This is a genomic window from Pedobacter sp. CG_S7, assembly GCF_040544395.1.
In the GTDB taxonomy this organism is placed as follows: domain Bacteria; phylum Bacteroidota; class Bacteroidia; order Sphingobacteriales; family Sphingobacteriaceae; genus Pedobacter.
Map to the genome: position 1 here is coordinate 1 of NZ_JBEONS010000035.1, position 24092 is coordinate 24092.

A 24092-nucleotide genomic window follows, 5' to 3' on the forward strand; every position below is an offset into this window, starting at 1 on the left:
AATTCGACACTTTTGGTCGAAAAAACCCAAAACTAAAAAAACAAAAAATCCAAAAAGTTAATATAATTCTGACTTGTTGCTTTTGCAACGGTCTTGTATTGTAATGCAAAGTATAATGAAAATTTTGGATGGATTTATGAGGAGCAGGATTTAATAGGTCAGGACTCCATTAAAACTGTTTTTCCAAAATATTATCCTAGACTATTCGAGTTGGCTGAAAGCTGCTTGAATCAGCCTCATACCATTTATGAAGCCGAATTGGAAACTCCTAAGCAGGATGGAGGCCTTAAGTTTGTTTTGTGGCAATTTATGTGCCTTACTGATGCAAATGGTTTACCTTCTGAAATGCAAGGAATAGGTGTAGATGTTACGGAACATAAACTAGCTAAAGATGCAATGGTTATAGCTAGTGAACGTAATAAATACGTGGGCCTTATTACAAATGATGCAATTTATGATTGGGAAATAGCCGAGGATCACATCACATGGGGTTATGGCTATTACAGGTTGTTTGGTTATGAGAATTGTAAAGAGAAATATCCATTGACAAATTGGGTTTCACAAATTCATGATGAAGATGTAGAAAGAGTTGAAAGCAATTTGAATGAGATTTTGGCAGATCAAACAAAGAATGTGTGGAAGGCAGAATACCAATTTAAAAAAGGAAATGGCAGCTATGCTTATATTGAAGAAAATGGGTATATCATTAGGGATTTAAATGGTAAGGGGGTAAGGATGATTGGTATAATGAGGGATATTGAAGAGCGAAAAAAAGCAACTGATGAAATTAAATTTTTACACAAGCAATTAGACAGTTTAAATAGTACTTCCTGGATTCCATCAAATGTAGCACGAGAGCCGTTAAACAAATTAATGAACCTGGTAGAATCGATTGAGGCTAAATCAAGTTCAGAAAATGAAAAAGCTCAATTGGTAGATATCTTGCAAAATTCGGCCAATCAATTAAACCGGATATTAATGCGTATTCCAGTAAGGAAAAAAAAATAAAGGAGACTGTACTATCAGTCGAAATTATGCACTAAAACAGAATTAATTTTTTATAGCTTCTTGTTAGATTAAAAGACGGCAAATTCTAATTAGAATTTGCCGTCTTTTATTTAATAACTATGGCATTATTTATTTATTCTTTTAGGCTTAACAAGACATTTGGTAATGCTTCTTTTTGATGTTTTTTTAATTAAACAATTCTTGCATGTCGCGATCGGCAGTAGGGATTTTTTTGAGAAAATCATCAAAGCCCGCTACTTCTTGAGAACTGTACATACCGTAAGCATCAAGTATATAACCTATTTTTCCATGTTTATCTTCCAATAAATAAAGAACAGCATTATCTGCAGGGTCAGAATCACCTTCAAAACGATAGGTTTTAATAATCGTTAAATCTTCAGGTGTATAAATTTGAATTTCACCAGGCCCCTGCATTTTACCATGATCAGTCATTTTAATCTCGTTGTCTAGGCCTTTCTGCCTTAATTTTTCCATTATTTGGCTTAGCGTATTCATTTCAGCTGGTTGTTCCATACAATTTAGGTTTAACTGCAAAACAATCCAATAGCTAAATAGTTTTAAGTCTTCAGGTACTTTAACTATTAATGCCAGGTCTTTGGCAGGTCCTTGATAGGTCTCTTGATTGCGTTAAGGACCTACCAACGACCTACCAAGGACCTACCAAAGACATGGCAAACCTAATCTAAATAAGAAGGTTCAAAAAAGAAAAAGGCTACATCATTTTTTTAATGACACAGCCTTTAAGGATTTTGGAACTTTAAAAAGAATTAAACGCGACCAATTTTTGAATAAAAAATTAAGCTATTGAAAATGCAGTTTTAACGGCTGCTAAGTAATCTAACTTTTCCCAGGTAAATAATTCTACAGTAAGGATTTTTTCTTCGCCATATGGTGTTCTAAACACCTTGGTTACTGTTTCAGGTTTGCGACCCATGTGTCCATAAGCTGCGGTTTCACTGTAAATTGGATTCCTTAATTTTAACCTTTGTTCAATAAAGTAAGGACGCATGTCAAATAAACCTTCAACGATTTTTGCGATTTCGCCGTCCGTTAGGCTTACTTTACTCGTTCCATAGGTATTAATATATAAACCCATTGGTTTGGCTACACCGATGGCATAACTTACCTGAACAAGAATTTCATCGGCTACACCAGCAGCAACCAGGTTTTTAGCGATATGACGTGTGGCATAGGCGGCACTTCTATCAACCTTACTTGGATCTTTTCCTGAAAATGCACCACCACCGTGAGCACCCTTACCGCCATAAGTATCCACAATTATTTTTCGGCCGGTTAAACCTGTGTCGCCATGCGGGCCACCGATTACAAATTTCCCTGTAGGGTTAATGTGGTAATCAATAGTATCATTAAATAAATGGGCGTATTGAGGGTATTTGGTAATGATTCTTGGAATTAAGATGCCGACAAGATCTTTTTTGATCTTCGCCAACATCACTGTTTCTTCGTCAAAATCATCATGCTGGGTAGAAATAACGATTGAAGCAATTCTTTCTGGTTTATTATTGTTGTTATATTCTAAAGTAACCTGCGATTTTGCATCAGGGCGCAAATAATTGATTTCCGAGTTTTCACGTCTCAATACCGCTAATTCCTGTAAAAGTTTGTGCGAAAGATCAAGTGCTAAGGGCATGTAATCTTCAGTTTCATTTGTGGCATAACCAAACATCATACCTTGGTCGCCTGCGCCTTGATCTTCTTTGTTGGTTTTGTCTACACCCTGGTTAATGTCTCCACTCTGCTCATGTATTGCAGAAAGTATACCACAAGAGTTTGCTTCAAACATGTATTCACTTTTTGTATAGCCAATCTTTTTTATCACGTCGCGCGCAATTTGCTGCACATCAAGATAGGTTTTTGACTTTACTTCTCCAGCTAAAATAACTTGTCCTGTAGTTACAAGTGTTTCGCAAGCTACCTTAGATTCGGCATCGAATGCTAAAAAGTTATCAATAAGAGCGTCTGATATTTGATCTGCTATCTTATCTGGGTGACCCTCGGAAACAGATTCTGATGTAAATAAGTATGACATTTTAAATAATTAGTTTAATAACTTAGTAATTACATAAAATGGAAAATGACCCTGTAAACAGGCGGTAAAAGGAAGTGTGTAAAAGGTTAGCACTTTTTTTTACGTGGTTGCAATCCCGCTATTCCTAGAATAGCATCGCAAATCAGTCCACTTTTAGTAAGGCGAAATTAACACTATATATTTAAATAGTCAAAAAATATCTATTATTTTGTAGAATTACTAATCCATCAACTCTTGAAAAGATCTAACATACTGTTTATTATCAATCCTATTTCTGGGGGTAAGGATAAATTAAAGATACCAGCACTGATTGATTTACATTTGGACCGATCCAGGTTTAATGCAAATTATCGGGTTACAGAATATTCGGGGCATGCAGCAGCTATTGTTGAGGAAACGGCTAACCTGAATTTTGATATTATTGTGGCTGTAGGGGGAGATGGGACTATTAATGAAATAGGCGCAAAAGTGATGGAACAAAATAAGGTGCTTGGTATAATACCTTATGGCTCTGGAAATGGCCTTGCCCGGTTTTTGAAAATACCGATGAACACACTTAAAGCGCTGGAAGTTATTAATCAATGCCACATTACTAAAATTGACACGGCTACCTTTAACGATAAAGTCTATTTTAATATGGCAGGGATGGGTTTTGATGCACATATCAGCGCCATTTTTGCCGGAAATAAAAAAAGAGGCTTGTCGGGTTATTTGAAGCTGGGTTTGAAGGAAATGCTGAATTACGAGCCAGCTACTTATACTATTGTAGTGGATGGCAAAACTTTTACCCGTAAAGCATTTGTTGTGAGTATAGCTAATTCATCACAGTACGGAAATAATGCCCATATTTCTCCATTGGCTTCTGTTAGTGATGGCTTATTGGATGTTTGTATCATTAAAAATTTTCCTTTATACCGTATTCCTGTATTGGCATTTTATATGTTGACGGCTAAAACACATCGATCTGATATGGTAGAAATTATTCAGGGAAAGGATATTCACATCAGCAGACCAACTGCAGCAGCAATACATATAGATGGTGAACCGTTTTTAATGGGTAAGGAAATTGCTGTTTCCATTCAACCTTTGTCATTGAAAGTTATTGTACCTTAACAATCAGCATTAATGAATGTGATCTCATTACCTTTATAATAGTTAAAAGAATGATAAAACCTAAAAAAAAAGTATTGAATGATTTTGGTGGAATCATGTATTCCACAGATTCTTCTTTTGTTTTTCCTGAAGAAGATACGGTAATACCTGAGAACTTGGCAAATAACCAGCAACACTTAAAGGTGATGTTAGATAGGAAAAACCGTGGTGGTAAGGCTGTTACCGTTGTTACAGGCTTTGTTGGCGAGTTGGAAGATTTAGAGAAACTAGCCAAAATGCTAAAGACGAAATGTGGTGTTGGAGGTGCCGCAAAGGAGGGTGATATATTGATTCAGGGAGATTTTAGAGATAAAGTAGTAGAATTGTTGCAAAAGGAAGGATATAAAGTGAAAAAATCTGGAGGATAATATAGTGTTTTTTGGGTTTTAAAGATTTGTTTGTCAGTTTGTTATGCGATAGTGTAAAGCTAACAATAAGTGAAATTTATCCTTAAAAAGGCTGTTTTTTTCTTTTAAATCTGCATAACTTTGCAATACTAACTTTTTATTTTATGAGCAAAGATTTTTTGCAAAACCCGGATTTAAGCTACCTAAACTTGAGTTCAGGAAATGCTTTTTATCAGTTGGAGGTGCCAGAAATGGTAGAAGAAGCCTTGAGAAATGAGGAAGGAACCCTTGCGGATTCTGGCGCCCTTGCTGTGGATACGGGTAAATTTACCGGACGATCCCCGAAAGACAGGTTTATTGTTTTTGATGACATTACCCGTGATGCCGTTTGGTGGGGAGATATTAACATTCAATTTAGCCCGGAAAATTTCAATTCTTTATTCCTTAAAGTTACTGATTACCTCAATACCAAACGGTTCTACGTAAGAGATACCTATGCTTGCGCTAATGAGGAGTATAAAACTACCATTCGGGTGGTTACTGAAAAGGCCTTTCAAAATCTGTTTGCTCATAATATGTTCTTAAGGTTTGAGGCAGAAGAGTTGGGCGAACAACCAGAATGGACAATTATAGCCGCGACAGACTTTTTAGCCAATCCGGAAATAGATGGAACCAGACAATCAAACTTCACGATCCTGAATTTCACAAAAAAAATAATTCTGATTGGTGGCAGTGGTTATACGGGTGAAATTAAAAAGGGAATTTTCTCTGTGCTGAATTTTATTCTACCCGAACAAAGGGATGTTTTGTCTATGCATTGTTCTGCAAATGTAGGAAAAGAGGGCGATACTGCCATATTTTTCGGATTATCGGGTACGGGAAAAACGACTTTATCGGCCGACCCGGAAAGGGGATTAATAGGGGATGATGAGCATGGATGGGATGACTCGAGTGTTTTTAATTTTGAAGGTGGTTGTTATGCAAAGTGTGTAGATTTGACGGTGGAGACTGAACCTCAGATTTTTAATGCCATTAAATTTGGTTCTTTGCTGGAAAATACAAATTATTTTCCAGGGTCACGTAAGGTTGATTTTTCAAATATTGAGAAAACAGAAAATACACGCGTTGCATATCCGTTAAATTATATAGATCATGCTGTACTACCTTCGGTAGCGGGTCTTCCTAAAAATATATTCTTTTTAACGGCTGACGCCTGTGGCGTATTGCCGCCTATCTCTAAATTAAGCACCGGACAAGCCATGTTTCATTATATTTCTGGCTATACGGCAAAAGTTGCAGGAACTGAAGCGGGCATTTTAGAGCCACAACTTACCTTTTCTGCCTGTTTTGGAAAAGCATTTCTGCCTTTACATCCTATTCGTTATGCGGAGCTTTTAGGCGCAAAACTAAAGAAACACAAGGTAAATGTTTGGCTGGTTAATACTGGTTGGAGTGGGGGAGGGTATGGCGTTGGAAAAAGAATGAAACTATCGTATACCAGGGCCATGATTACGGCTGCTTTAAATGGTGAATTGGAAAAGGTAGATTTTACGGAACATCCTGTTTTTGGTTTGAAAATGCCAATGACTTGTCCTGAGGTTCCTTTGGCCATTTTAAACCCAAAAAATACTTGGCCAGATCAACAACTTTATGACATAAAGGCCAACGAATTGGCGGTTGCATTTATCGAGAACTTTAAGCAGTTTGATGCATTTGAAAATGAAGAAATGCAGAGATCTTTGCCAAAAATCAACGAAATCACGGTTTAAAGCATTTTTTTTACTGAAAAATTTGCATTTAGGTTTTTTTTTAGGTTTAATTGTGAAAGATTGTCTCCAACCAGAGGCAATCTTTTTTTAATATGGGCAGCTGATAAGGGGAAATTACACAAGATGATGAATTTATTAAAGTTTGATAATTTAATACTGAAATATCAATCAAAGTTATAAATTTGTTATTACAACAATTGTGTATATTAGACGTTGTTTATTACGAAAATTATTATCAAATCTTTAAAAAAAAAACAAAGTTTTAAAAAAAACTAAAAAACTAAAAAAAAATGGCAAACGCACCAAAATCAACAACAATTTCAAAAGAGAGCTCTACAGCTTCTAATCTATTCGCAGTGTTAGTTATCCCTATCTGTATTGTTATCGGGATTCTTATATTCAAATTTGTATTAGGAGATCCTAACAACTTTATTGACAATAATTCGGCAAATGGACCAAAACCAGGTAATTATGGTGGTATGGCTTACAAAGGCGGGCCAATCGTTCCGGTTCTAATGGGTATGCTTTTAATGGTGTTTGTGTTTTCTGTAGAACGTTTTATCGTGATCAGCAAAGCAACAGGAGCAGGAAGCTTAGATGCTTTCATCAAAAAAATTCAAGGCTATTTAGCTTCAAGTAATATTGAAGCTGCTATGTCTGAGTGCGACAAACAAAAAGGTTCTGTTGCAAACGTAATTAAATCTGGTTTGAAAAAATACCGTGAAATGGAAGTTGAGGCTAACATGGATACAGATCAGAAATGTTTAGCGATACAAAAAGACATTGAAGAAGCGACTACATTAGAGATGCCAATGTTAGAGCAAAACCTAACTGTAATTGCAACACTAGTTTCTGTAGGTACATTGACAGGTCTTTTAGGAACAGTAACAGGTATGATCAAGGCCTTCGGTGGTTTGGCTACATCTGGAGCACCAGATCAGGCTGCATTAGCAAATGGTATTTCTGAGGCCCTTATTAATACAGCTACAGGTATTGCTACATCTACTGTTGCGATTATTATGTACAATATCTTGACTTCAAAAATTGATAAATTGACTTATGCAATTGATGAAGCAGGTTTCAGCATCATCCAAACTTATGCTTCTACGCATAAATAATAAATAATGATTTTTTTTTACCGGCTTTATGGAAAACCGGAAGATTAAACATCATTAGTTAAAACATAAGTAATTTTAAAATTATGCCAAGAGCAAAGGTTAAAAGAAGCAGTACTTCGATCGATATGACCGCTATGTGCGATGTATCTTTCTTATTATTGACCTTCTTTATATTAACAGCAACTGCACGTCAGCCTGATCCCTTGAAGATCACCATTCCCTCTTCAACGTATAAGATCCCAGTTCCGGATATTGATATTGCGAAGTTGTCAATAGGCCATGGAAAAGTTTTCTATGAAGTAGTAGGGAAAGATGTGAAAATGGCAACGCTGGATAAAATGGGAGAGCAGTATAAAATCAGCTTTACTCCCCAAGAGAGAGAGCGTTTTGGCGTTATCCAATCTTTCGGTGTTCCAATTCAGAGCTTAAAGCAATTCATTTCTTTAAGAGATGAGGCTGCCAGAACTGATTCTCCATTGCAATCCGGAATACCTGCTGATTCAGTTAACAATCAGTTAGCAGACTGGATTTTGAATTCCCGCAAAGCGGTAGCAGAGTTACATTCTACGTCGATGAGAATTAGTATCAAGGGTGATGCAGACGAAGAATATTCAACTATTAAAACTATTGTTGATATTCTTCAAAAGCAAAAAATAAACAAATTTAGTTTAATTACTACTGCTGAAGGCGGTGAATAAATAACAGACAATGGCAGAATTAGATACCTCCAGCGGGGGTGGTAAAAAAGGCGGTGGTAAAGTAAGAACCAAAAAAGCTAATACCAAAGTAGATTTAACTGCGATGGTTGATTTAGCCTTCTTGCTTATCACGTTCTTTATGCTTACCACCTCTCTTTCGAAGCCAATCGCAATGGATATTGCAAAGCCAGATAAGAGTGAAAAAGATGAGAACAGACTTGAATTAAGGGCTTCTCAGACGATGACTATTCTTTTAGGTAAAAACAATAAAGTTGCCTGGTATATGGGTGAAGCGGGTAAAAGCCAGCCTAATATCGAAGGATTTACGGGAATAAGAAAATCGATACTTGAAAATAAAAAGAAAGTAGCTGATTTGAATAACAATGATCCAAAGAAAACATTAGTTATCGTAATTAAGCCTACATCAGGTGCGACTTACAAAAACTTTGTTGATATTATGGATGAATTGAACATCACTAAAATTACCACTGCTCCGGCCATCGATGATGAAAACATCTTGGACTCAGAAAAAGATTTCATGAAACAAAATGGGATTTTATAATATTAATTTACATTAAAACAATAAAGCAATGTTCGGTTCTAAAATAGATTTATTCAGAAAAGAGTGGCTTGATGTTGTTTTTGATCAGAAAAATAAAAGCTACGGTGCTTACGAGCTTCGAAGACAAAACGGCTCAAACACAACTAAATCCTTACTTTACGCGGGAACAGTCTTTATTCTCTTGTTTGCAACGCCTAAGATCCTTAATTTGATCAAAGGTGCAATGCCCGAAGAAGAGATAGTAAAGCAAGTAGAGGTTACGGTTGCTCCGCCACCACCGGTAAACCCGGATACCCCTCCGCCACCACCGGTTGAGCCACCACCGCCAAAACAGGATCAGGTTAAGTTTCCTCCTCCAATTGTTAAGCCGGATATTGAGGTGCGTGACGAAGAGCCACCTCAAATTGAAGATTTGAAAAAGGCAGACCCTGGTCAGAAAACCATCGCTGGTGATCCTGATGCCGATATCGTTATCTCATCTCCTGTAGGTGATGGTCCGAAACAAGCAGCAGTAGTAGAAGATACTAAAGTTTATGACTTTGTTAGTATCGAAACTCAGCCTAGTTTTCCGGGTGGTATGGATAAATTCTATGCTTACTTACGTAGAGCAGTGAAATATCCACCAATGGCTGCAGAAAATAACATACAGGGTAAAGTGTTTTTATCTTTTGTTGTTGAAAAAAATGGTGATTTAACTGACATCAAAGTAGACCGTAAATTAGGCGGTGGTACAGATGAAGAAGCAGTTAGGGTATTAAAGGCTAGTCCACGTTGGACTCCAGGTATCCAGAATGGAAAACCAGTGCGTGTTAAGTATAACATTCCTATTAGTTTTACCTTATCAGGTCAATAAAATTTATTACATGATTGACTTTAATTTTTTTAAACAGAAATCGCCTCAACAGCGATTTCTGTTTATTTTAGGGCTAGTGATGCTCTTGCTTTATTTTGCTTTGGGTACCTCGTTAATTTTATGGAAAGAAATTCCATTCGACATTACGCCAACTTATAGAGTGCTTTTTGGCGTGTTGCTGATTGCTTATGCAATTCTCCGTTTTTACCGCTTGATTAAACAAAAGGATAATTAAATGAAACAACTTATTGGTATGCTATTATTGCTTCTGACACTGTCTTCTTGTAATAACAAACAAGAGAAAAAAGGGCAGCCTGAAGTGTCGAGAACTGTAGGAAATGCAACCTTATTAGTTGATGAGTCTTTTCATAATGTTATTGATGATCAGATTACCGTTTTTAATTCCGATTATCCCGATGCTCATTTTAAAGTGATTAATGGTGGTGAGAATAAAATATTGCCTACTTTTTTGAACGACAGTGTCCGTGTAATCGTGATGTCCAGGGTGCTAACCCCAGAAGAGGAAATGATTTATACCAAAAGAAGTATACCCGTGTTTACCTCCAGGTTTGCTATTGATGGAATAGCCCTGATAACCAATAACTCCAATCCCGACTCAACAATTACTGCAGCGGAAGTGATTTCAATTTTAAAGGGGACTTCTACCAGTGGGAAAAGTTTGGTTTTCGATAACGCTTATTCCAGTACACTAAGGTATTTCAAAGAAATGGCGCAAATAAAAGATTTACCTAAAAAAGGGGTTTATACTTTAAACACCAATGCTGACGTTATTAAATACATTCGAGAAAATAAAACCTTCATTGGGGTTGTGGGTGTGAATTGGTTGTTACAAAGCCAGGACGGCGATCGTGGGGCTTATAGTAACCAAGTTAAATTGTTAGCTGTTAAAAATCTTCCAGGTAAAAAGGGAGATGATGCTTTTTATAAACCTACTCAAAATCACCTTATTAGTGGTATTTATCCCTTCCTAAGGAATATATATATCATTAATGCGGAAGGTAAACAAGGTTTAGGCACAGGTTTTGCAAACTGGTTAGTTAGCCAGCGTGGCCAGCTGATTGTTCTTAAATCAGGATTAGGTCCCCATAAATATACATCAAGGGAATTTAACTTGAAAAATTAAAAGTAAATTATATATTTGAATATAGAAGTGTTTAACGCTTCCTAACGATTAACGATAACGAACCATGAAAATGACAAAGAAAGCAATAACCTTAAGTTTAGGTTTAGTAGTGATGGGTTCTGCCTCTTTTGCTCAAAGTTTAGATGATGCAAAGAAGGCTTTAGATGCCGAACAGTTCCAGAAGGCAACTTCAATGCTGAAATCACTTGTAACCTCTCAGGCAAATAAAGGTGAAAATTATTATTACCTAGGAGAGGTTTATTTACGTACAGACTATGTTGATTCTGCAAGAGCCGTATTTACTAAGGGCGTTGCTGCAGATCCGAAATATTCATTAAATTATGTGGGTTTGGGAGAAGCTGATCTTGTTACTAATAACGCAACATCAGCAAAAACAAATTTTGATAAAGCAATTGAAACAGCTTCAAGAAGGGATTATGTTCCTTCTATGTTTATAGGTAAAGCATATGTAGCTGCTGAAAAACCAGATTTTGCTGCTGCATTGCCTTTTTTAACAAAAGCAGATGAAATGGATAAAGATGATAAAGATGCAGAGACTTTCTTGGCATTGGGAGATTTTTATGCAGCTCAAAAGAAAAATTCTGAAGCTTTACAAAATTATTTAAGAGCCTTGAATATCAAAGGTGATTTGCATAGGGCTAAAGTTCAGATCGGTAGAATGTATAAAGAATCAAGAGCATTTCCTGAATCTGAATCAACCTTGAAAGAAGTGATCGCTGCAGATCCAAACTATGGCCCTGCTTACCGTGAAATTGCTGAATTGTATATGCAATGGGCAAACTTCGAGCCTCAGAGTTTTGATGCTAAAGCTGCTTTAGCATTAGAGAATTATAAAAAGTATTTGGATCTAACTGATAAATCTTTCGAATCAAGGTTGCGTTATGCACAATTTTTATTCTATGCAAAGGATTATAAAACTTTAGAGCAGGAAACAAGTGCATTAGCTTCAGTAAGTCCTAATGACCCTAAAGCTCCTGTCGTATTAAGGATGCGTGGATATTCAGCTTATGAAAACAAAAACTATCCGCAAAGTTTGCAGTATATGAATGATTTTTTTGCAAAAATTAAAGATACTTCACGTATAGTAGGTTCTGATTACCTTTATTTAGGTAAAGCATTGTTAGAAAGTGGAAATGATAGCCTGGCTTTAGTAAATATTACTAAAGCAGTAGAAAAGGATTCAAATAATGTAGAAGCATTAACTGAAGTTGCTAAAGCATTTTATGATGCCAAAAAGTATGAAAAAGCGGCAGATATTTATGATAAAGCAATTACTGCAGCACCAAATGCTAAAGGTGTTTTATACAGTTATTATTATAATGGTTTAGCACGTTATTTTCAGTATGCTGCGGGTGTAAATGCTAAAACTAATCCACCTAAAGACATTTTGGTGAAAGCGGATTCTGCCATTGCTAAAGTAACTTTATTGGCTCCAGAAACTTCAGATGCTTATTTGTGGAGAGGAAGGATCAATAGTTTATTAGATGATGAAGCTAATCCAAAAGGATTAATGGTGCCTCATTTCGAAGCTTTTGTTAAAAAGGTAACTGTTGATAAACCAGAGCTTGCTGCCGCAAATGCTAGAAAATTATCTGAAGCTTATGATCAGCTCGGTGCTTTTTACTCGACTACAGATAAGGAAAAAGCTAAAGAATACTTTACAAAAAGTGTTGCCGCGAATCCTGCCGGAACTTTTGCTCCTGCAAAATTGAAAGAGCTTTCTGCACCTGTTGCAAAAGCTGGTACTAAAAGATAATAAACATTATTTTATTATAATTGAAAAGGCAGGGTTGTTATCCTGCCTTTTTCTGTTATTTTTGCATCAAATTAATTTTATGGAAACCCAAAGTATACCTTCAGATTTTCTTCCCATTATTTTTCAAGTCGTTGTAGTACTTGGTTTTGTAGTGACGACCCTAGTTGCAACACATTATTTAGGCCCGAAGAGAAAAACCGCTGATAAATTGGAAACCTTTGAAGCAGGTGTTAAAATTGTTGGTAATGCGCGCCAGCCTTTTTCTATTAAATATTTTTTAGTAGCAATTTTGTTTGTTTTGTTCGATATTGAAGTGATTTTTATGTACCCTTGGGCGGTTAACTTCCGTGAATTGGGTATGGAAGGCATGATACAAATGTTTATTTTTATGGGGACCCTATTATTAGGCTTTATATACGTAATTAAGAAGAAAGTGTTGGAATGGGACTAGTTATTTAGATTGTTTCTAAATGAAGCTTCTTAATCGTAATCCTTTCTAAAATATTGTAAATTTGTGGTTCATTCTTTAGAGGAATGAACCTTTTTTGTTTTATACCATGAGTGACATCAATATAGTAAACGCGCCTCCAGGCATTGAAGGATCTGGCTTTTTTGCCACTTCCCTTGATAAAGTTGTGGGCCTGGCACGATCCCATTCTTTATGGCCATTACCATTTGCAACTTCTTGTTGTGGAATTGAATTTATGGCTACTATGGGCTCGCATTATGATTTAGGACGCTTTGGTTCTGAACGTTTAAGTTTCTCACCCCGTCAGGCAGATCTTTTGATGGTCATGGGAACTATCGCAAAGAAAATGTCACCTGTTTTGAAACAGGTGTACTTACAAATGGCCGAACCCCGTTGGGTAATGGCTGTTGGTGCTTGTGCATCTAGCGGTGGTATCTTTGATACCTACTCTGTTTTGCAAGGAATAGATGAAATTATTCCGGTAGATGTATATGTTCCTGGTTGTCCGCCTAGACCTGAAGCTATTTTAGATGGTTTTGGTAAAATACAGGAGCTGGTGAGAAATGAATCCTCTAGAAGAAGAGAATCAGATCAGTACAAAGAAATGTTGGCTTCTTACGGTATATTATAATGGAAGAAACTAAAAATAACGAATTGATCCAATTACTGAGTGAAAAGTTTGGTGATAAAATTTCAGATGTTAATGAGCCGTATGGTTTATTAACCTTCGAAACCACTAAGGATGTTATTCAGCAGGTTTTGATGTTTTTGAAAGTAGATCCAAAGACTAATTTTAGCTTCCTAACTGATATTACTGCAGTTCATTACCCTGAAAAAAAGCATGGTATTGCAGTTGTCTATCATTTACACAATATGGTTGCCAAAATGAGGGTAAGGGTTAAGGTTTATATTGATGAGCATGACCCAACAATTCCAACTGCTACTCATTTATGGAATGCAGCGAATTGGATGGAGCGTGAAACTTATGATTTTTTTGGAGTTAAATTCGAAGGTCACCCGGATTTGAGAAGGATACTAAATATGGACGAACTTGGTGTTTTTCCAATGTTGAAACAATATCCTTTAGAAGATCCTAACAGAGTTGATAAAAAAGACGAATACTTTGGTAGATAATAATATGAGTAATCAGCCAGTATATACAGATAATGATCCTCAGCAGGAATTGGTAACCTTAAATTTAGGCCCAACCCATCCTGCAACACATGGGGTATTTCAAAATGTTCTTCAGATTGATGGAGAACGGATCGTAAGTGGAGTTTCGACTATTGGTTATATCCACCGTGCATTTGAGAAGATTGCAGAGCACAGACCTTTTTATCAGATCACCCCCTTAACTGATCGGTTGAACTATTGTTCCTCTCCAATCAATAATATGGGATGGCACATGACTGTAGAGAAATTGTTGAATATTCAAATGCCGAAACGTGTTGATTATTTAAGGGTTATCATTATGGAACTTGCGCGTATTTCTGATCATATCATTTGTAATACGATTATTGCCCAGGATACTGGCGCTACCACAACGTTTTTATATTTGTTTCAATTTAGAGAGCATATTTATGAGATCTATGAAGAAATATGTGGTGCGCGATTAACGACGAATATCGGTCGTATTGGCGGATTTGAAAGAGATTTTAATGATATCGCGTTTGCGAAAATAAACAAGTTCTTAGTAACATTTCCTGTAGCTTTAAAAGAGTTTGAAAGCTTATTGAGCAGAAACCGAATCTTTATAGACCGTACTGCAGGCGTTGCTAAAGTAACAGCTGAAGATGCGTTAAACTTTGGGTGGACAGGACCTTTATTACGTGCAGCGGGTGTTGATTATGATGTTCGGATAAGTGAACCCTATTCTTCTTATCAGGATTTTGATTTTGAAATCCCTGTAGGTACAAGTGGCGATGTATATGATCGCTATCTGGTGCGGAATGAAGAAATGTGGCAAAGTCTGCGTATCATAGAACAGGCGATGGAGAAGTTGAAAAGTGAACCTGCAGGTATTTTTCACGCAGATGTTCCAGAATATTATCTACCAGCAAAAGAAGAAGTTTATAACAATATGGAAGCCTTGATTTATCACTTTAAAATTGTTATGGGTGAAATTGATGCTCCTAAAGCGGAAGTTTATCATGCTGTTGAAGGTGGAAACGGTGAACTTGGTTTTTACCTGATCAACGATGGTGGCAGAACGCCATATCGTTTACATTTTAGAAGGCCTAGCTTTATAAATTATCAAATGTATGCTTCCATGAGTAAGGGTATGTTACTTTCAGATGCCATCATTAACATGAGTAGTATGAATATTATTGCAGGAGAATTAGATGCTTAAAGTAGAAGAACAACAACCTGTTGATTTTTCAGCAGCTTTAGTAGAAAAGTTTGATGAGATTGTTAAAAGATACCCTGAAGGGTTGCAGAAATCTGCTTTATTACCAATTTTACATGAAGTTCAGGCTGAACAGGGTTGGTTAAGTGCTTCGGCAATGAATCGCGTGGCTGCCTACCTTGATATAGAAGAGATTGAAGTTTACGAAGTGGCTTCATTTTATTCGATGTACTTTTTAAAGCCTTCAGGTAAATATGTTCTTGAGGTTTGCCGTACAGGGCCTTGTTGCCTGGTAGGTGCTGAGAAAATAATGGACCATATTGGTAAGAAGTTAGGGGTTAAAGAGAATGAAGTTACACCAGATGGTTTGTTCAGCTGGAGAGGCGTTGAATGTTTGGCTGCTTGTGGTTACGGTCCGGTTTTACAGATTGGCCCTGAGTATACTTTCTATGAGAACCTGAATGAACAAAAGGTAGATGAATTAATAGAGAACTTACGTAATAAATAATGGGTCGTAAACTATTATTAGAACATATAAATGTACCAGGCATCAATACTTTTGATGTTTACCGCCAGAAAGGTGGTTATCGTGCTGTGGAAAAAGCTTTAAAAACATTAACTTCTGATGAGGTTGTTGAAGAAGTGAAAAAATCTGGCTTGCGTGGTCGTGGTGGTGCAGGTTTTCCTACCGGGATGAAGTGGAGTTTTCTGGCAAAACCAGAAGGCGTACCGCGTTACTTGGTTTGTAATGCTGATGAATCTGAACCAGGTACTTTCAAAGACCGCTATCTGATGACACATATCCCTCATGCTTTAATCGAAGGAATGATTGTTGCCAGTTATGCTTTGGGTGCCCATACTTCGTATATTTATGTACGTGGTGAAATGATGCCTCAAATTAGAATCCTGGAAAAAGCAATTGCTGAAGCAAAAAATGCTGGCTTTTTGGGTAAGAATATCTTAGGAACAGGTTATGACCTGGAACTTTATGTTCAACCAGGTGGCGGTGCTTACATTTGTGGAGAAGAGACGGCTTTATTAGAGTCTTTAGAAGGAAAAAGAGGTAATCCAAGAATTAAACCTCCATTTCCAGCTATTGCCGGTCTATATGGCCGTCCAACTGTTGTAAATAATGTTGAGTCAATTGCTGCTGTTGTGCCTATTATCAATGATGGTGGTGATGAATATGCTAAAATTGGTATTGGTCGCAGTACGGGTACCAAATTGATTTCTGCTTCAGGTAATATAATAAGACCTGGCGTTTATGAAATTGAATTGGGTTTACCAGTTGAGGAGTTTATCTATTCTGATGAATATTGTGGCGGTATTGCAAATGGAAAGCGCTTAAAGGCTACAGTTGCCGGTGGTTCATCTGTTCCGATACTTCCTGCTAATTTAACTTTGAAGTTAGCAAATGGCGACCCAAGATTGATGAGTTATGAATCTTTATCAGAAGGTGGTTTTGCAACAGGTTCCATGATGGGTTCTGGTGGTTTCATTGCTTTCGATGAAGATCAATGTATCGTTAGAAATACCTGGAATTTTGCCCGTTTTTATGCACATGAAAGTTGTGGACAATGTTCTCCTTGTAGGGAGGGTACCGGCTGGATGGAGAAAGTATTGCATCGTTTGGAATATGGTCACGGTAAAATGAGCGATATTGATTTATTAGTTAACGTGGCTAAAAATATTGAAGGAAATACCATTTGTCCTTTAGGTGATGCAGCAGCGTGGCCTGTGGCAAGTGCAATCAGACATTTCAGAGATGAATTTGAGTGGCACGTGAAAGAGCCAGTTAAATCTCTGGATACAAATTATGGTTTGGCAAATTATGCGGAGCCTATTGCGATAGCAGAAGTGACTACAGAAAATTAAGAATATCTTTAACAATGAGTGATAAAGTTAAGGTTACCATAGACGGAATAACAGTTGAAGTAGAGCCAGGTACATCCATCCTGAATGCTGCAAGGCAAATAGGGGGGGATATTGTGCCACCGGCAATGTGCTATTATTCTAAGTTAGAAGGCAGCGGAGGTAAGTGTCGTACCTGTATTGTTAAGGTGAGCAAGGGATCTGAAAAAGACCCGCGACCAATGCCAAAACTAGTGGCTTCTTGCCGTACCACTGTAATGGATGGCATGGAAGTACAAAATATTACCTCTACTGAAGTAGTTGAGGCGAGAAGGGGTGTGGTAGAGTTTTTGTTAATTAACCACCCACTGGATTGCCCGGTATGCGACCAGGCAGGGGAATGTGATTTGCAAAACCTGGGTTACGAGCATGGCTTACAAAAAACCAGGTATGAATTTGAACGCCGGACTTTCGAACGCATTGATATAGGTGATAAGATTCAATTGCACATGAACCGTTGCATTTTATGCTACCGATGTGTGTTTGTTGCTGATCAGATAACAAATAAACGTGTTCACGGTATCCTGAATCGTGGTGATCATTCTGAAATCTCTACTTATATCCAAACGGCTGTTGATAATGATTTCTCCGGAAACGTGATTGACGTTTGTCCGGTTGGTGCTTTAACGGATAAAACTTTCCGCTTTAAAAATAGAGTTTGGTTTACCAAGCCTATTGATGCGCATCGTGATTGCCCTACTTGTAGTGGTAAAGTTACCTTGTGGTATAAAGGTGAAGATGTACTCCGTATAACTGCCCGTAAAGATATCTATGGAGAAGTAGAAGAATTTATTTGTAATACATGTCGTTTTGATACGAAAAAAACGGCTGACTGGGTAATTGAGCATCCTACAGCTATTAGTGATACTTCCGTAATTTCTTCCAACCATTACGAAACGATGATCCCTTTACCAGTAATTCAGGATAATCCAAAATTACAATTGGCCAATAAAATTGAACTAGAAAAAACCAGTAAATTCTAATGGAGACCTCGTTTGTAATAGAAAAATTTATACTTGTAGCTATCCTTTTTGGGGTTACCCTCGTTATTGCGATGTATTCAACCTATGCAGAACGAAAGGTTGCTGCTTTTTTACAAGACCGTTTAGGTCCAGATAGAGCGGGTCCTTTTGGAATGTTTCAACCGCTTGCAGATGGCTTGAAGATGTTCATGAAAGAAGAAATCACGCCAACAAACTCCAGCAAGTGGTTGTTTATGGTAGGTCCAGGTTTATCGATGTTAACTGCTTGTATTGGTACAGCAGTAATTCCTTGGGGCTCAGATATGACAATCGGAGACAGGGTAATACCACTACAGGTAACCGATATTAATGTTGGTATTCTTTATATTTTTGGTGTTATTTCTCTAGGGGTTTACGGCGTAATGATTGGTGGCTGGGCTTCCAATAATAAATATTCCCTGTTAAGCGCTATTCGTGCGGCTTCACAAAATATTAGTTATGAAATTGCAATGGGGCTTTCCATTATTGCTTTGTTATTAGTTACTGGTACAATGAGTTTAAGGGAGATTTCAGATCAGCAGCATGGCTGGCACTGGAATGTGCTCTATCAACCATTGGGCTTTATCATTTTTATGATTTGTGCTTTTGCAGAAACGAATAGGGCACCATTCGATTTGCCAGAATGTGAAACCGAGCTTATTGGTGGTTATCATACAGAATATTCATCTATGAAACTGGGCTTTTACCTGTTTTCAGAGTATATTAATATGTTTGTGTCTGCAACAGTGATGGCAAGTCTTTATTTTGGAGGCTATAATTACCCGGGAATGGATTGGGTATTGTTACAAACCGGACCAATAATAGGTCCGTTAATTGGAACAGTCGTATTCTTTATTAAGATATTTGCATTTATATTCTTTTTTATGTGGGTACGCTGGACAATTCCACGTTTCAGATATGATCAATTGATGCATTTGGGTTGGAAAGTATTGATCCCTTTGGCCATAGCAAATATCATTGTCACCGGTGTGGTGATTGCATTAGTAGAAAAGTTTTAACTGTCCGCTTGCGGATATAAAAGGAGGTTTAATGGAACCATTAACCAGTAAAAAGAAAGTATTAGAACAAAAACCACTGACTTTAGCAGAGCGTTTGTATTTGCCTGCTATTGGAAAAGGTCTTGCTATTACCTTTAGTCACCTATTTAAGAAAGAAGCAACCATTAGGTATCCTGAAGAAGAACGAGAGTTCTCCACGAATTTTAGGGGTTTACACTCCTTAAAGAGAGATGAAGAAGGAAAAGAAAGATGCACTGCCTGTGGGCTATGCGCGCTCTCCTGTCCTGCCGAAGCCATAACAATGATTGCAGCAGAACGTAAACCTGAGGAGAAGGACTTATATCGCGAGGAAAAGTATGCCGCTGTTTATGAGATCAACATGTTAAGGTGTATCTTTTGTGGTTTATGCGAAGAGGCTTGTCCGAAAGAAGCGATCTACTTGGATGGACCTATTGTGCCTTCAGATTACCTGCGTAAAGATTTCATTTACGGTAAAGACAAGTTGGTAGAAGCACCACTGGGAAAAAAATAATAAAAGTTGGCCTTTTGAGGCTTGAAATATAAACAGTTTAATACATTTGTCGCTTTTAAACGGCTTTAAAACAAATAATAAATGGGTACATCAGTATTCTATGTCGTTGCAGCTTTAAGTATTTTCTTTTCACTGATGGTTATTTTTTCAAAGAACCCAGTGCATAGTGTATTATACTTAATTGTCACGTTTTTCACCTTCACCGTTCATTATATTCTATTGAATGCGCAGTTCCTTGCTGTTGTAAATTTTATAGTTTATATGGGTGCCATCATGGTGCTCTTTCTGTTCGTATTGATGTTGCTCAACCTAAATCAGGAAAATGAACCAACAAAATCTAACCTTGTGAAAGTAATAGGCATTGTTGCTGGTTGCTGTTTGGTGGTTACATTAATTGGTTCATTAAAAGCAGCAACGCTTACAGATCCATTGGTTTTGAGAAACCCCAATTTGGGTTTGGTAAAAAACCTGGGTAAGGAATTGTTTGGTCCGTTTATGCTTCCATTTGAGTTGTCTTCAGTTTTACTGTTAACAGCGATGGTAGGTTCTGTATTGTTAACAAAAAAAGAAAAAGTATAGTGGAAAACATTACGCAAGAATTACAGGGAGTGCCACTTAACCATTACATCTGGCTGAGTGCAATTATTTTTACCATTGGTGTTGTTGGGGTGTTAACCCGCAGAAATGCCATTGTAATTTTTATGTCGGTCGAGCTGATGCTAAATGCAGTCAACGTGCTTTTGACGGCATTTTCTGTACACAATAACGACCCTGCGGGTCAAGTTTTTGTGTTCTTTATTATGGCATTGGCAGCAGCTGAAGTTGCCGTTGGGTTAAGCATCATTGTTATGGTGTATAGAAATACCCAGTCTACAGATATTAATGTGTTGAATCGCCTTAAGTGGTAATTATTAGAATAGAATTATAAAATGATAGATTTAGTTTGGCTGGTTCCGTTAATTCCACTTTTAGGCTTTATTATAAATGGACTTGGAAGAAATACATTATCTAAAAACCTTATAGGTTTTATAGGAAGTGGTGTGATATTCATTTCCTTTGCCATCAGTGTTGGTATTTTCTTTGAATTGGGTGCAGATGCGAATAAATCGCATGAAATTTTTCTTTTTGACTGGATCAGTGTAGGAGATTTACATATTCCTTTATCCTTTCTGGTAGATCCTTTAAGCAGCTTGATGTTGTTGATTATTACGGGGGTTGGATTTTTAATACACGTTTATTCTATCGGTTATATGCATAGTGATGCTGGTTTTGGTAAGTATTTTAGTTACCTGAACCTGTTTATCTTCTTTATGTTGTTGTTAGTTTTGGGCTCTAATTACATTGTGATGTTTATTGGTTGGGAAGGTGTTGGACTTTGTTCCTACCTTTTAATTGGCTTTTGGTTCACCAACAGCAGTTATGCCTCTGCAGCTAAAAAAGCCTTTGTCATGAATCGTATTGGCGATTTGGGTTTTCTGCTTGCTGTATTCATCATGTTTCAGACTTTTGGAAGTGTTGAATTTTCTAAAGTCTTTCCTCAGGCAGCTAATTTGCTTCCCGGGCATACCTCAATTGTTTTAATAACCTTATTTCTGTTTATTGGTGCTTGTGGTAAATCTGCACAGCTTCCTTTGTTTACATGGTTACCCGATGCAATGGCGGGCCCAACACCGGTTTCGGCTTTAATACATGCAGCAACCATGGTTACCGCTGGTGTGTATATGATTGCACGTTCTAACATCTTATTTGATCTGGCGCCAGTTATTCAACACCTGATTACTGTGATTGGCTTGGCTACTGCTATTTTGGGTGCATTGATTGCCTTGACTCAAACAGATATTAAAAAAGTTCTTGCTTATTCTACAGTTTCTCAATTGGGGTATATGTTTATTGGGCTAGGTGTAGGTGCTTATGACGGTGCGTTTTTCCATGTTATCACACACGCTTTCTTTAAAGCGCTACTCTTTTTGTGTGCAGGCTCGGTCATCCATGCGATGCATCATGAACAAGACATGCGTCATATGGGAGGCTTACGTAAAAAACTTCCACTTACTTTTATCACGATGTTGATCGGTACAATTGCCATCTCTGGGTTACCGCCTTTCTCGGGTTTCTTTTCCAAGGATGAAATTTTAGCACATGCATTTGAATACAATAAAGTAGTTTGGGCCATTGCAGTATTTGGGGCTTTCCTAACTGCCTTTTATATGTTCAGGATGTTATACCTTACTTTTTATGGTAAATACAGGGGTTCACATCATGCCGAAGAGCAAATACAGGAATCTCCTAGAAGTATGACCATACCACTTATTGCTCTTGCTGTATTATCTGCAATTGGCGGTATCATTGGTATACCTGAAGCACTAGGTGGCCATCACTGGCTGTCGCAATGGTTATCACCTGTAATTATGCACCATGCAGCAGCTCCAGATCATGCCACAGAATATATGTTAATGGGTATTTCTGTAATTGGCGTCTTAATCTCAATAGGTTTTGCCTATCAAAAATATATCAAACAAGGCCATGTTCCAGTTACTGATGAAGGCAAAAGAACGATGCTTGCCAGGTTATCTTATCATAAATTCTATGTAGATGAAATTTACGATCTGATGATCACCAAACCATTAGATGCTTTTTCTACTTTCTTCTATAAAGTTGTCGATACGAAGCTTGTTGATGGAATAATAAATGGTTTAGGTTGGAGTACTTCCGAGGCCAGTAAAGGTATTCGTTTACTACAAACGGGTAATGTTGGCTTCTATATTTTAATGATGGTTGTAGGAATCATCTCTTTGTTATTGTATACTTATTTATCTATATAAAAGATCGTCCAAAAAAACATAATGGAACAACTTTTAATTTTTCTTCTCGTACTACCTCTGGCTGGTGCTATATTGACGGCATTTACCGGCAAGGCAGCAAAATATGTAGCATTGTTTTCTGCGCTGGTATCTCTGGCCTTAACTTTTGTTATTGTTGGTAATTTTAGGCCTGATGCCAGTACTCAGTTTTTGGTCAACTATCCCTGGATACAATACCTCGGTATTAGTTTTCATGCAGGTATTGATGGGATCAGTTTAATAACAGTTCTGTTAACCAATGTTTTGATTCCGATAATTATTCTTGCAAGTTACCAACACGACTATAAAAGAGCACATGCCTTTTATGCTTTGATTTTGTTTATGCAAGCGGGCCTGTTAGTTGTTTTTACTGCTCTTGATGCCTTTTTGTTTTATATAGGGTGGGAAGCTGCTTTAATTCCAATCTACTTTATTTGTGCCGTTTGGGGAGGTAAAGATCGTATCAAGGTAAACATGAAGTTCTTTGTTTATACCATTGCAGGTTCCTTATTTATGTTACTTGGAATAATTTATTTGTATTTGCAAAATCCATTAAACAATTTTGATATACAGGCATTCTACACTATCAATCTGGATAAAGTTCAACAGGGATGGATATTTTGGGCTTTTTTCATTGCCTTTGCCATAAAGATGCCTGTTTTCCCTTTTCATACCTGGCAGCCTGATACCTATACTGAAGCCCCGGCTACCGGAACGATGTTGTTAGCAGGGATCATGTTAAAAATGGGTATTTATGGCGTCATCAGATGGTTATTACCTATTGTTCCAACAGGTGTTTTAGATTGGGGTAGTACAGCTATCATTTTATCCATTATTGGGATTGTTTATGCTTCAATCATTGCCTTTACACAAAAGAATGCCAAAAGATTAGTTGCTTATTCTTCCATTGCCCACGTAGGCTTAATATCGGCAGGTATATTTGCCTTAAATACACAAGGTATGCAAGGGGCAATGATACAAATGTTGAGTCATGGTATTAATGTTGTTGGGTTATTCTTTGTGCTTGATATCATTTTCAGCAGGTTAAAAACCAACAAAATTGCCGAGCTGGGTGGCTTGGCTACTGTAGCACCTCAATTGGCTATTACATTTCTGATTATCATTTTCGGTACCATCGCACTTCCCGGTACTAATGGTTTTATTGGAGAGTTTCTATTGTTAATGGGTGTTTATCAATATAGTATCTGGGCAGCGGTTTTCGCTGGGTTGACCATTATTTTTGGTGCAGTTTATATGCTTCGGATGTATCAAAATATCATGCTTGGTCAAACAAATTCACTTACAGTAACTTTTACAGATATTAAAGGATCTGAGAAAGTCGTATTATATATCATTTGTGCATTAATTATTGTTCTTGGCGTGTATCCTAAACCAATACTTAACTTGTCTGAAGCTGCAGTACAACAATTGATTGAACAGGTAAATCTAAAATTAACATCGGTAAACTAAGGAA

At 37.2% G+C, this 24092-nt stretch carries 26 protein-coding genes and 1 pseudogene; 25 read left to right on the plus strand and 2 right to left on the minus strand.

All coding sequences use genetic code 11. The features are described 5' to 3' along the window. Nucleotides 1-93: 93 nt before the first annotated feature. Together AAKU52_RS14530 and AAKU52_RS14535 are read left to right on the plus strand one after the other, a co-directional pair. A pseudogene (locus AAKU52_RS14530) lies at nucleotides 94-153 on the plus strand (hypothetical protein); the annotation flags it as partial. 57 nt (nucleotides 154-210) lie between these two features. Next, entirely contained in the window at nucleotides 211-1008 is a 798-nt protein-coding gene (locus AAKU52_RS14535; RefSeq protein WP_354334850.1) for a PAS domain-containing protein, read from the plus strand. 186 nt (nucleotides 1009-1194) lie between these two features. On the opposite strand, the gene AAKU52_RS14540 is transcribed toward AAKU52_RS14535, so the two are convergent. Beyond that, nucleotides 1195-1542, minus strand: a complete 348-nt coding sequence (locus AAKU52_RS14540) for a hypothetical protein (RefSeq protein ID WP_354334784.1) — start codon at nucleotides 1540-1542, stop codon at nucleotides 1195-1197. Nucleotides 1543-1825: 283 nt separating this feature from the next. Further along, nucleotides 1826-3079 (minus strand): methionine adenosyltransferase, encoded by a 1254-nt coding sequence (metK, locus tag AAKU52_RS14545; RefSeq protein WP_354334786.1) that lies wholly within the window; start codon nucleotides 3077-3079, stop codon nucleotides 1826-1828. Nucleotides 3080-3313: 234 nt separating this feature from the next. On the opposite strand from metK, the gene AAKU52_RS14550 reads away from it, so the two are divergent. The 23 genes from AAKU52_RS14550 to AAKU52_RS14660 all read left to right on the plus strand — a co-directional run bounded on the left by AAKU52_RS14550 (nucleotide 3314) and on the right by AAKU52_RS14660 (nucleotide 24088). After that, the gene (locus AAKU52_RS14550) at nucleotides 3314-4192 is read left to right on the plus strand and encodes a diacylglycerol/lipid kinase family protein (RefSeq protein ID WP_354334789.1); all 879 of its coding nucleotides are present in this window, start codon (nucleotides 3314-3316) and stop codon (nucleotides 4190-4192) included. A 50-nt stretch (nucleotides 4193-4242) separates the two neighbouring features. Further along, nucleotides 4243-4599, plus strand: a complete 357-nt coding sequence (locus AAKU52_RS14555) for a translation initiation factor (RefSeq protein ID WP_354334791.1) — start codon at nucleotides 4243-4245, stop codon at nucleotides 4597-4599. 143 nt (nucleotides 4600-4742) lie between these two features. After that, on the plus strand, nucleotides 4743-6347 hold the full coding sequence (pckA, locus tag AAKU52_RS14560; RefSeq protein ID WP_354334793.1) for a phosphoenolpyruvate carboxykinase (ATP): 1605 nt from the start codon (nucleotides 4743-4745) through the stop codon (nucleotides 6345-6347). Between the two features lie 290 nt (nucleotides 6348-6637). Continuing rightward, a complete protein-coding gene (locus AAKU52_RS14565; RefSeq protein ID WP_354334795.1) occupies nucleotides 6638-7465 on the plus strand; it encodes a MotA/TolQ/ExbB proton channel family protein in 828 nt (275 codons plus the stop codon). 83 nt (nucleotides 7466-7548) lie between these two features. After that, on the plus strand, nucleotides 7549-8163 hold the full coding sequence (locus AAKU52_RS14570; RefSeq protein ID WP_354334797.1) for an ExbD/TolR family protein: 615 nt from the start codon (nucleotides 7549-7551) through the stop codon (nucleotides 8161-8163). 10 nt (nucleotides 8164-8173) lie between these two features. Beyond that, entirely contained in the window at nucleotides 8174-8725 is a 552-nt protein-coding gene (locus AAKU52_RS14575; RefSeq protein WP_354334799.1) for an ExbD/TolR family protein, read from the plus strand. 28 nt (nucleotides 8726-8753) lie between these two features. Beyond that, the gene (locus AAKU52_RS14580; protein ID WP_354334801.1) at nucleotides 8754-9578 is read left to right on the plus strand and encodes an energy transducer TonB; all 825 of its coding nucleotides are present in this window, start codon (nucleotides 8754-8756) and stop codon (nucleotides 9576-9578) included. 10 nt (nucleotides 9579-9588) lie between these two features. Then, nucleotides 9589-9813 (plus strand): hypothetical protein, encoded by a 225-nt coding sequence (locus tag AAKU52_RS14585; RefSeq protein WP_354334803.1) that lies wholly within the window; start codon nucleotides 9589-9591, stop codon nucleotides 9811-9813. Then, nucleotides 9814-10722, plus strand: coding sequence for a substrate-binding domain-containing protein (locus tag AAKU52_RS14590; protein WP_354334805.1), 909 nt, complete (start codon nucleotides 9814-9816; stop codon nucleotides 10720-10722). Nucleotides 10723-10786: 64 nt separating this feature from the next. Then, complete coding sequence (locus AAKU52_RS14595) at nucleotides 10787-12499, plus strand: tetratricopeptide repeat protein (RefSeq protein WP_354334807.1); 1713 nt, start codon at nucleotides 10787-10789, stop codon at nucleotides 12497-12499. 79 nt (nucleotides 12500-12578) lie between these two features. Further along, entirely contained in the window at nucleotides 12579-12950 is a 372-nt protein-coding gene (locus tag AAKU52_RS14600; RefSeq protein WP_354334810.1) for an NADH-quinone oxidoreductase subunit A, read from the plus strand. Between the two features lie 106 nt (nucleotides 12951-13056). Beyond that, entirely contained in the window at nucleotides 13057-13599 is a 543-nt protein-coding gene (locus AAKU52_RS14605; protein ID WP_354334812.1) for an NADH-quinone oxidoreductase subunit B, read from the plus strand. Then, complete coding sequence (locus tag AAKU52_RS14610) at nucleotides 13599-14102, plus strand: NADH-quinone oxidoreductase subunit C (protein WP_354334814.1); 504 nt, start codon at nucleotides 13599-13601, stop codon at nucleotides 14100-14102. Before AAKU52_RS14605 ends, AAKU52_RS14610 begins: the two co-directional genes overlap by 1 nt. Nucleotides 14103-14106: 4 nt before the next feature. Continuing rightward, nucleotides 14107-15318 (plus strand): NADH-quinone oxidoreductase subunit D, encoded by a 1212-nt coding sequence (locus tag AAKU52_RS14615; protein ID WP_354334816.1) that lies wholly within the window; start codon nucleotides 14107-14109, stop codon nucleotides 15316-15318. Further along, nucleotides 15311-15823: an NADH-quinone oxidoreductase subunit NuoE family protein gene (locus AAKU52_RS14620; protein ID WP_354334818.1), complete on the plus strand. Its 513-nt coding sequence runs from the start codon at nucleotides 15311-15313 to the stop codon at nucleotides 15821-15823. The genes AAKU52_RS14615 and AAKU52_RS14620 overlap by 8 nt, the downstream gene beginning before the upstream one ends. Further along, nucleotides 15823-17190 (plus strand): NADH-quinone oxidoreductase subunit NuoF, encoded by a 1368-nt coding sequence (gene nuoF / locus AAKU52_RS14625; RefSeq protein ID WP_354334820.1) that lies wholly within the window; start codon nucleotides 15823-15825, stop codon nucleotides 17188-17190. The genes AAKU52_RS14620 and nuoF overlap by 1 nt, the downstream gene beginning before the upstream one ends. A gap of 14 nt (nucleotides 17191-17204) precedes the next feature. Continuing rightward, the gene (locus AAKU52_RS14630) at nucleotides 17205-18209 is read left to right on the plus strand and encodes an NADH-quinone oxidoreductase subunit G (protein ID WP_354334822.1); all 1005 of its coding nucleotides are present in this window, start codon (nucleotides 17205-17207) and stop codon (nucleotides 18207-18209) included. After that, complete coding sequence (gene nuoH, locus AAKU52_RS14635) at nucleotides 18209-19246, plus strand: NADH-quinone oxidoreductase subunit NuoH (protein ID WP_354334824.1); 1038 nt, start codon at nucleotides 18209-18211, stop codon at nucleotides 19244-19246. The genes AAKU52_RS14630 and nuoH overlap by 1 nt, the downstream gene beginning before the upstream one ends. Nucleotides 19247-19277: 31 nt before the next feature. Then, nucleotides 19278-19778, plus strand: coding sequence for a NuoI/complex I 23 kDa subunit family protein (locus AAKU52_RS14640; protein ID WP_354334826.1), 501 nt, complete (start codon nucleotides 19278-19280; stop codon nucleotides 19776-19778). An 81-nt stretch (nucleotides 19779-19859) separates the two neighbouring features. Further along, nucleotides 19860-20357 carry an NADH-quinone oxidoreductase subunit J family protein gene (locus tag AAKU52_RS14645; RefSeq protein ID WP_354334828.1) on the plus strand — a complete coding sequence of 166 codons (498 nt, stop codon included), beginning with the start codon at nucleotides 19860-19862 and terminating at the stop codon, nucleotides 20355-20357. Beyond that, nucleotides 20357-20686 (plus strand): NADH-quinone oxidoreductase subunit NuoK, encoded by a 330-nt coding sequence (gene nuoK / locus AAKU52_RS14650; RefSeq protein ID WP_354334830.1) that lies wholly within the window; start codon nucleotides 20357-20359, stop codon nucleotides 20684-20686. Before AAKU52_RS14645 ends, nuoK begins: the two co-directional genes overlap by 1 nt. 21 nt (nucleotides 20687-20707) lie before the next feature. Then, a complete protein-coding gene (nuoL, locus tag AAKU52_RS14655; protein WP_354334832.1) occupies nucleotides 20708-22600 on the plus strand; it encodes an NADH-quinone oxidoreductase subunit L in 1893 nt (630 codons plus the stop codon). A 21-nt stretch (nucleotides 22601-22621) separates the two neighbouring features. Beyond that, nucleotides 22622-24088, plus strand: coding sequence for a complex I subunit 4 family protein (locus tag AAKU52_RS14660; RefSeq protein WP_354334834.1), 1467 nt, complete (start codon nucleotides 22622-22624; stop codon nucleotides 24086-24088). Nucleotides 24089-24092 lie beyond the last annotated feature (4 nt).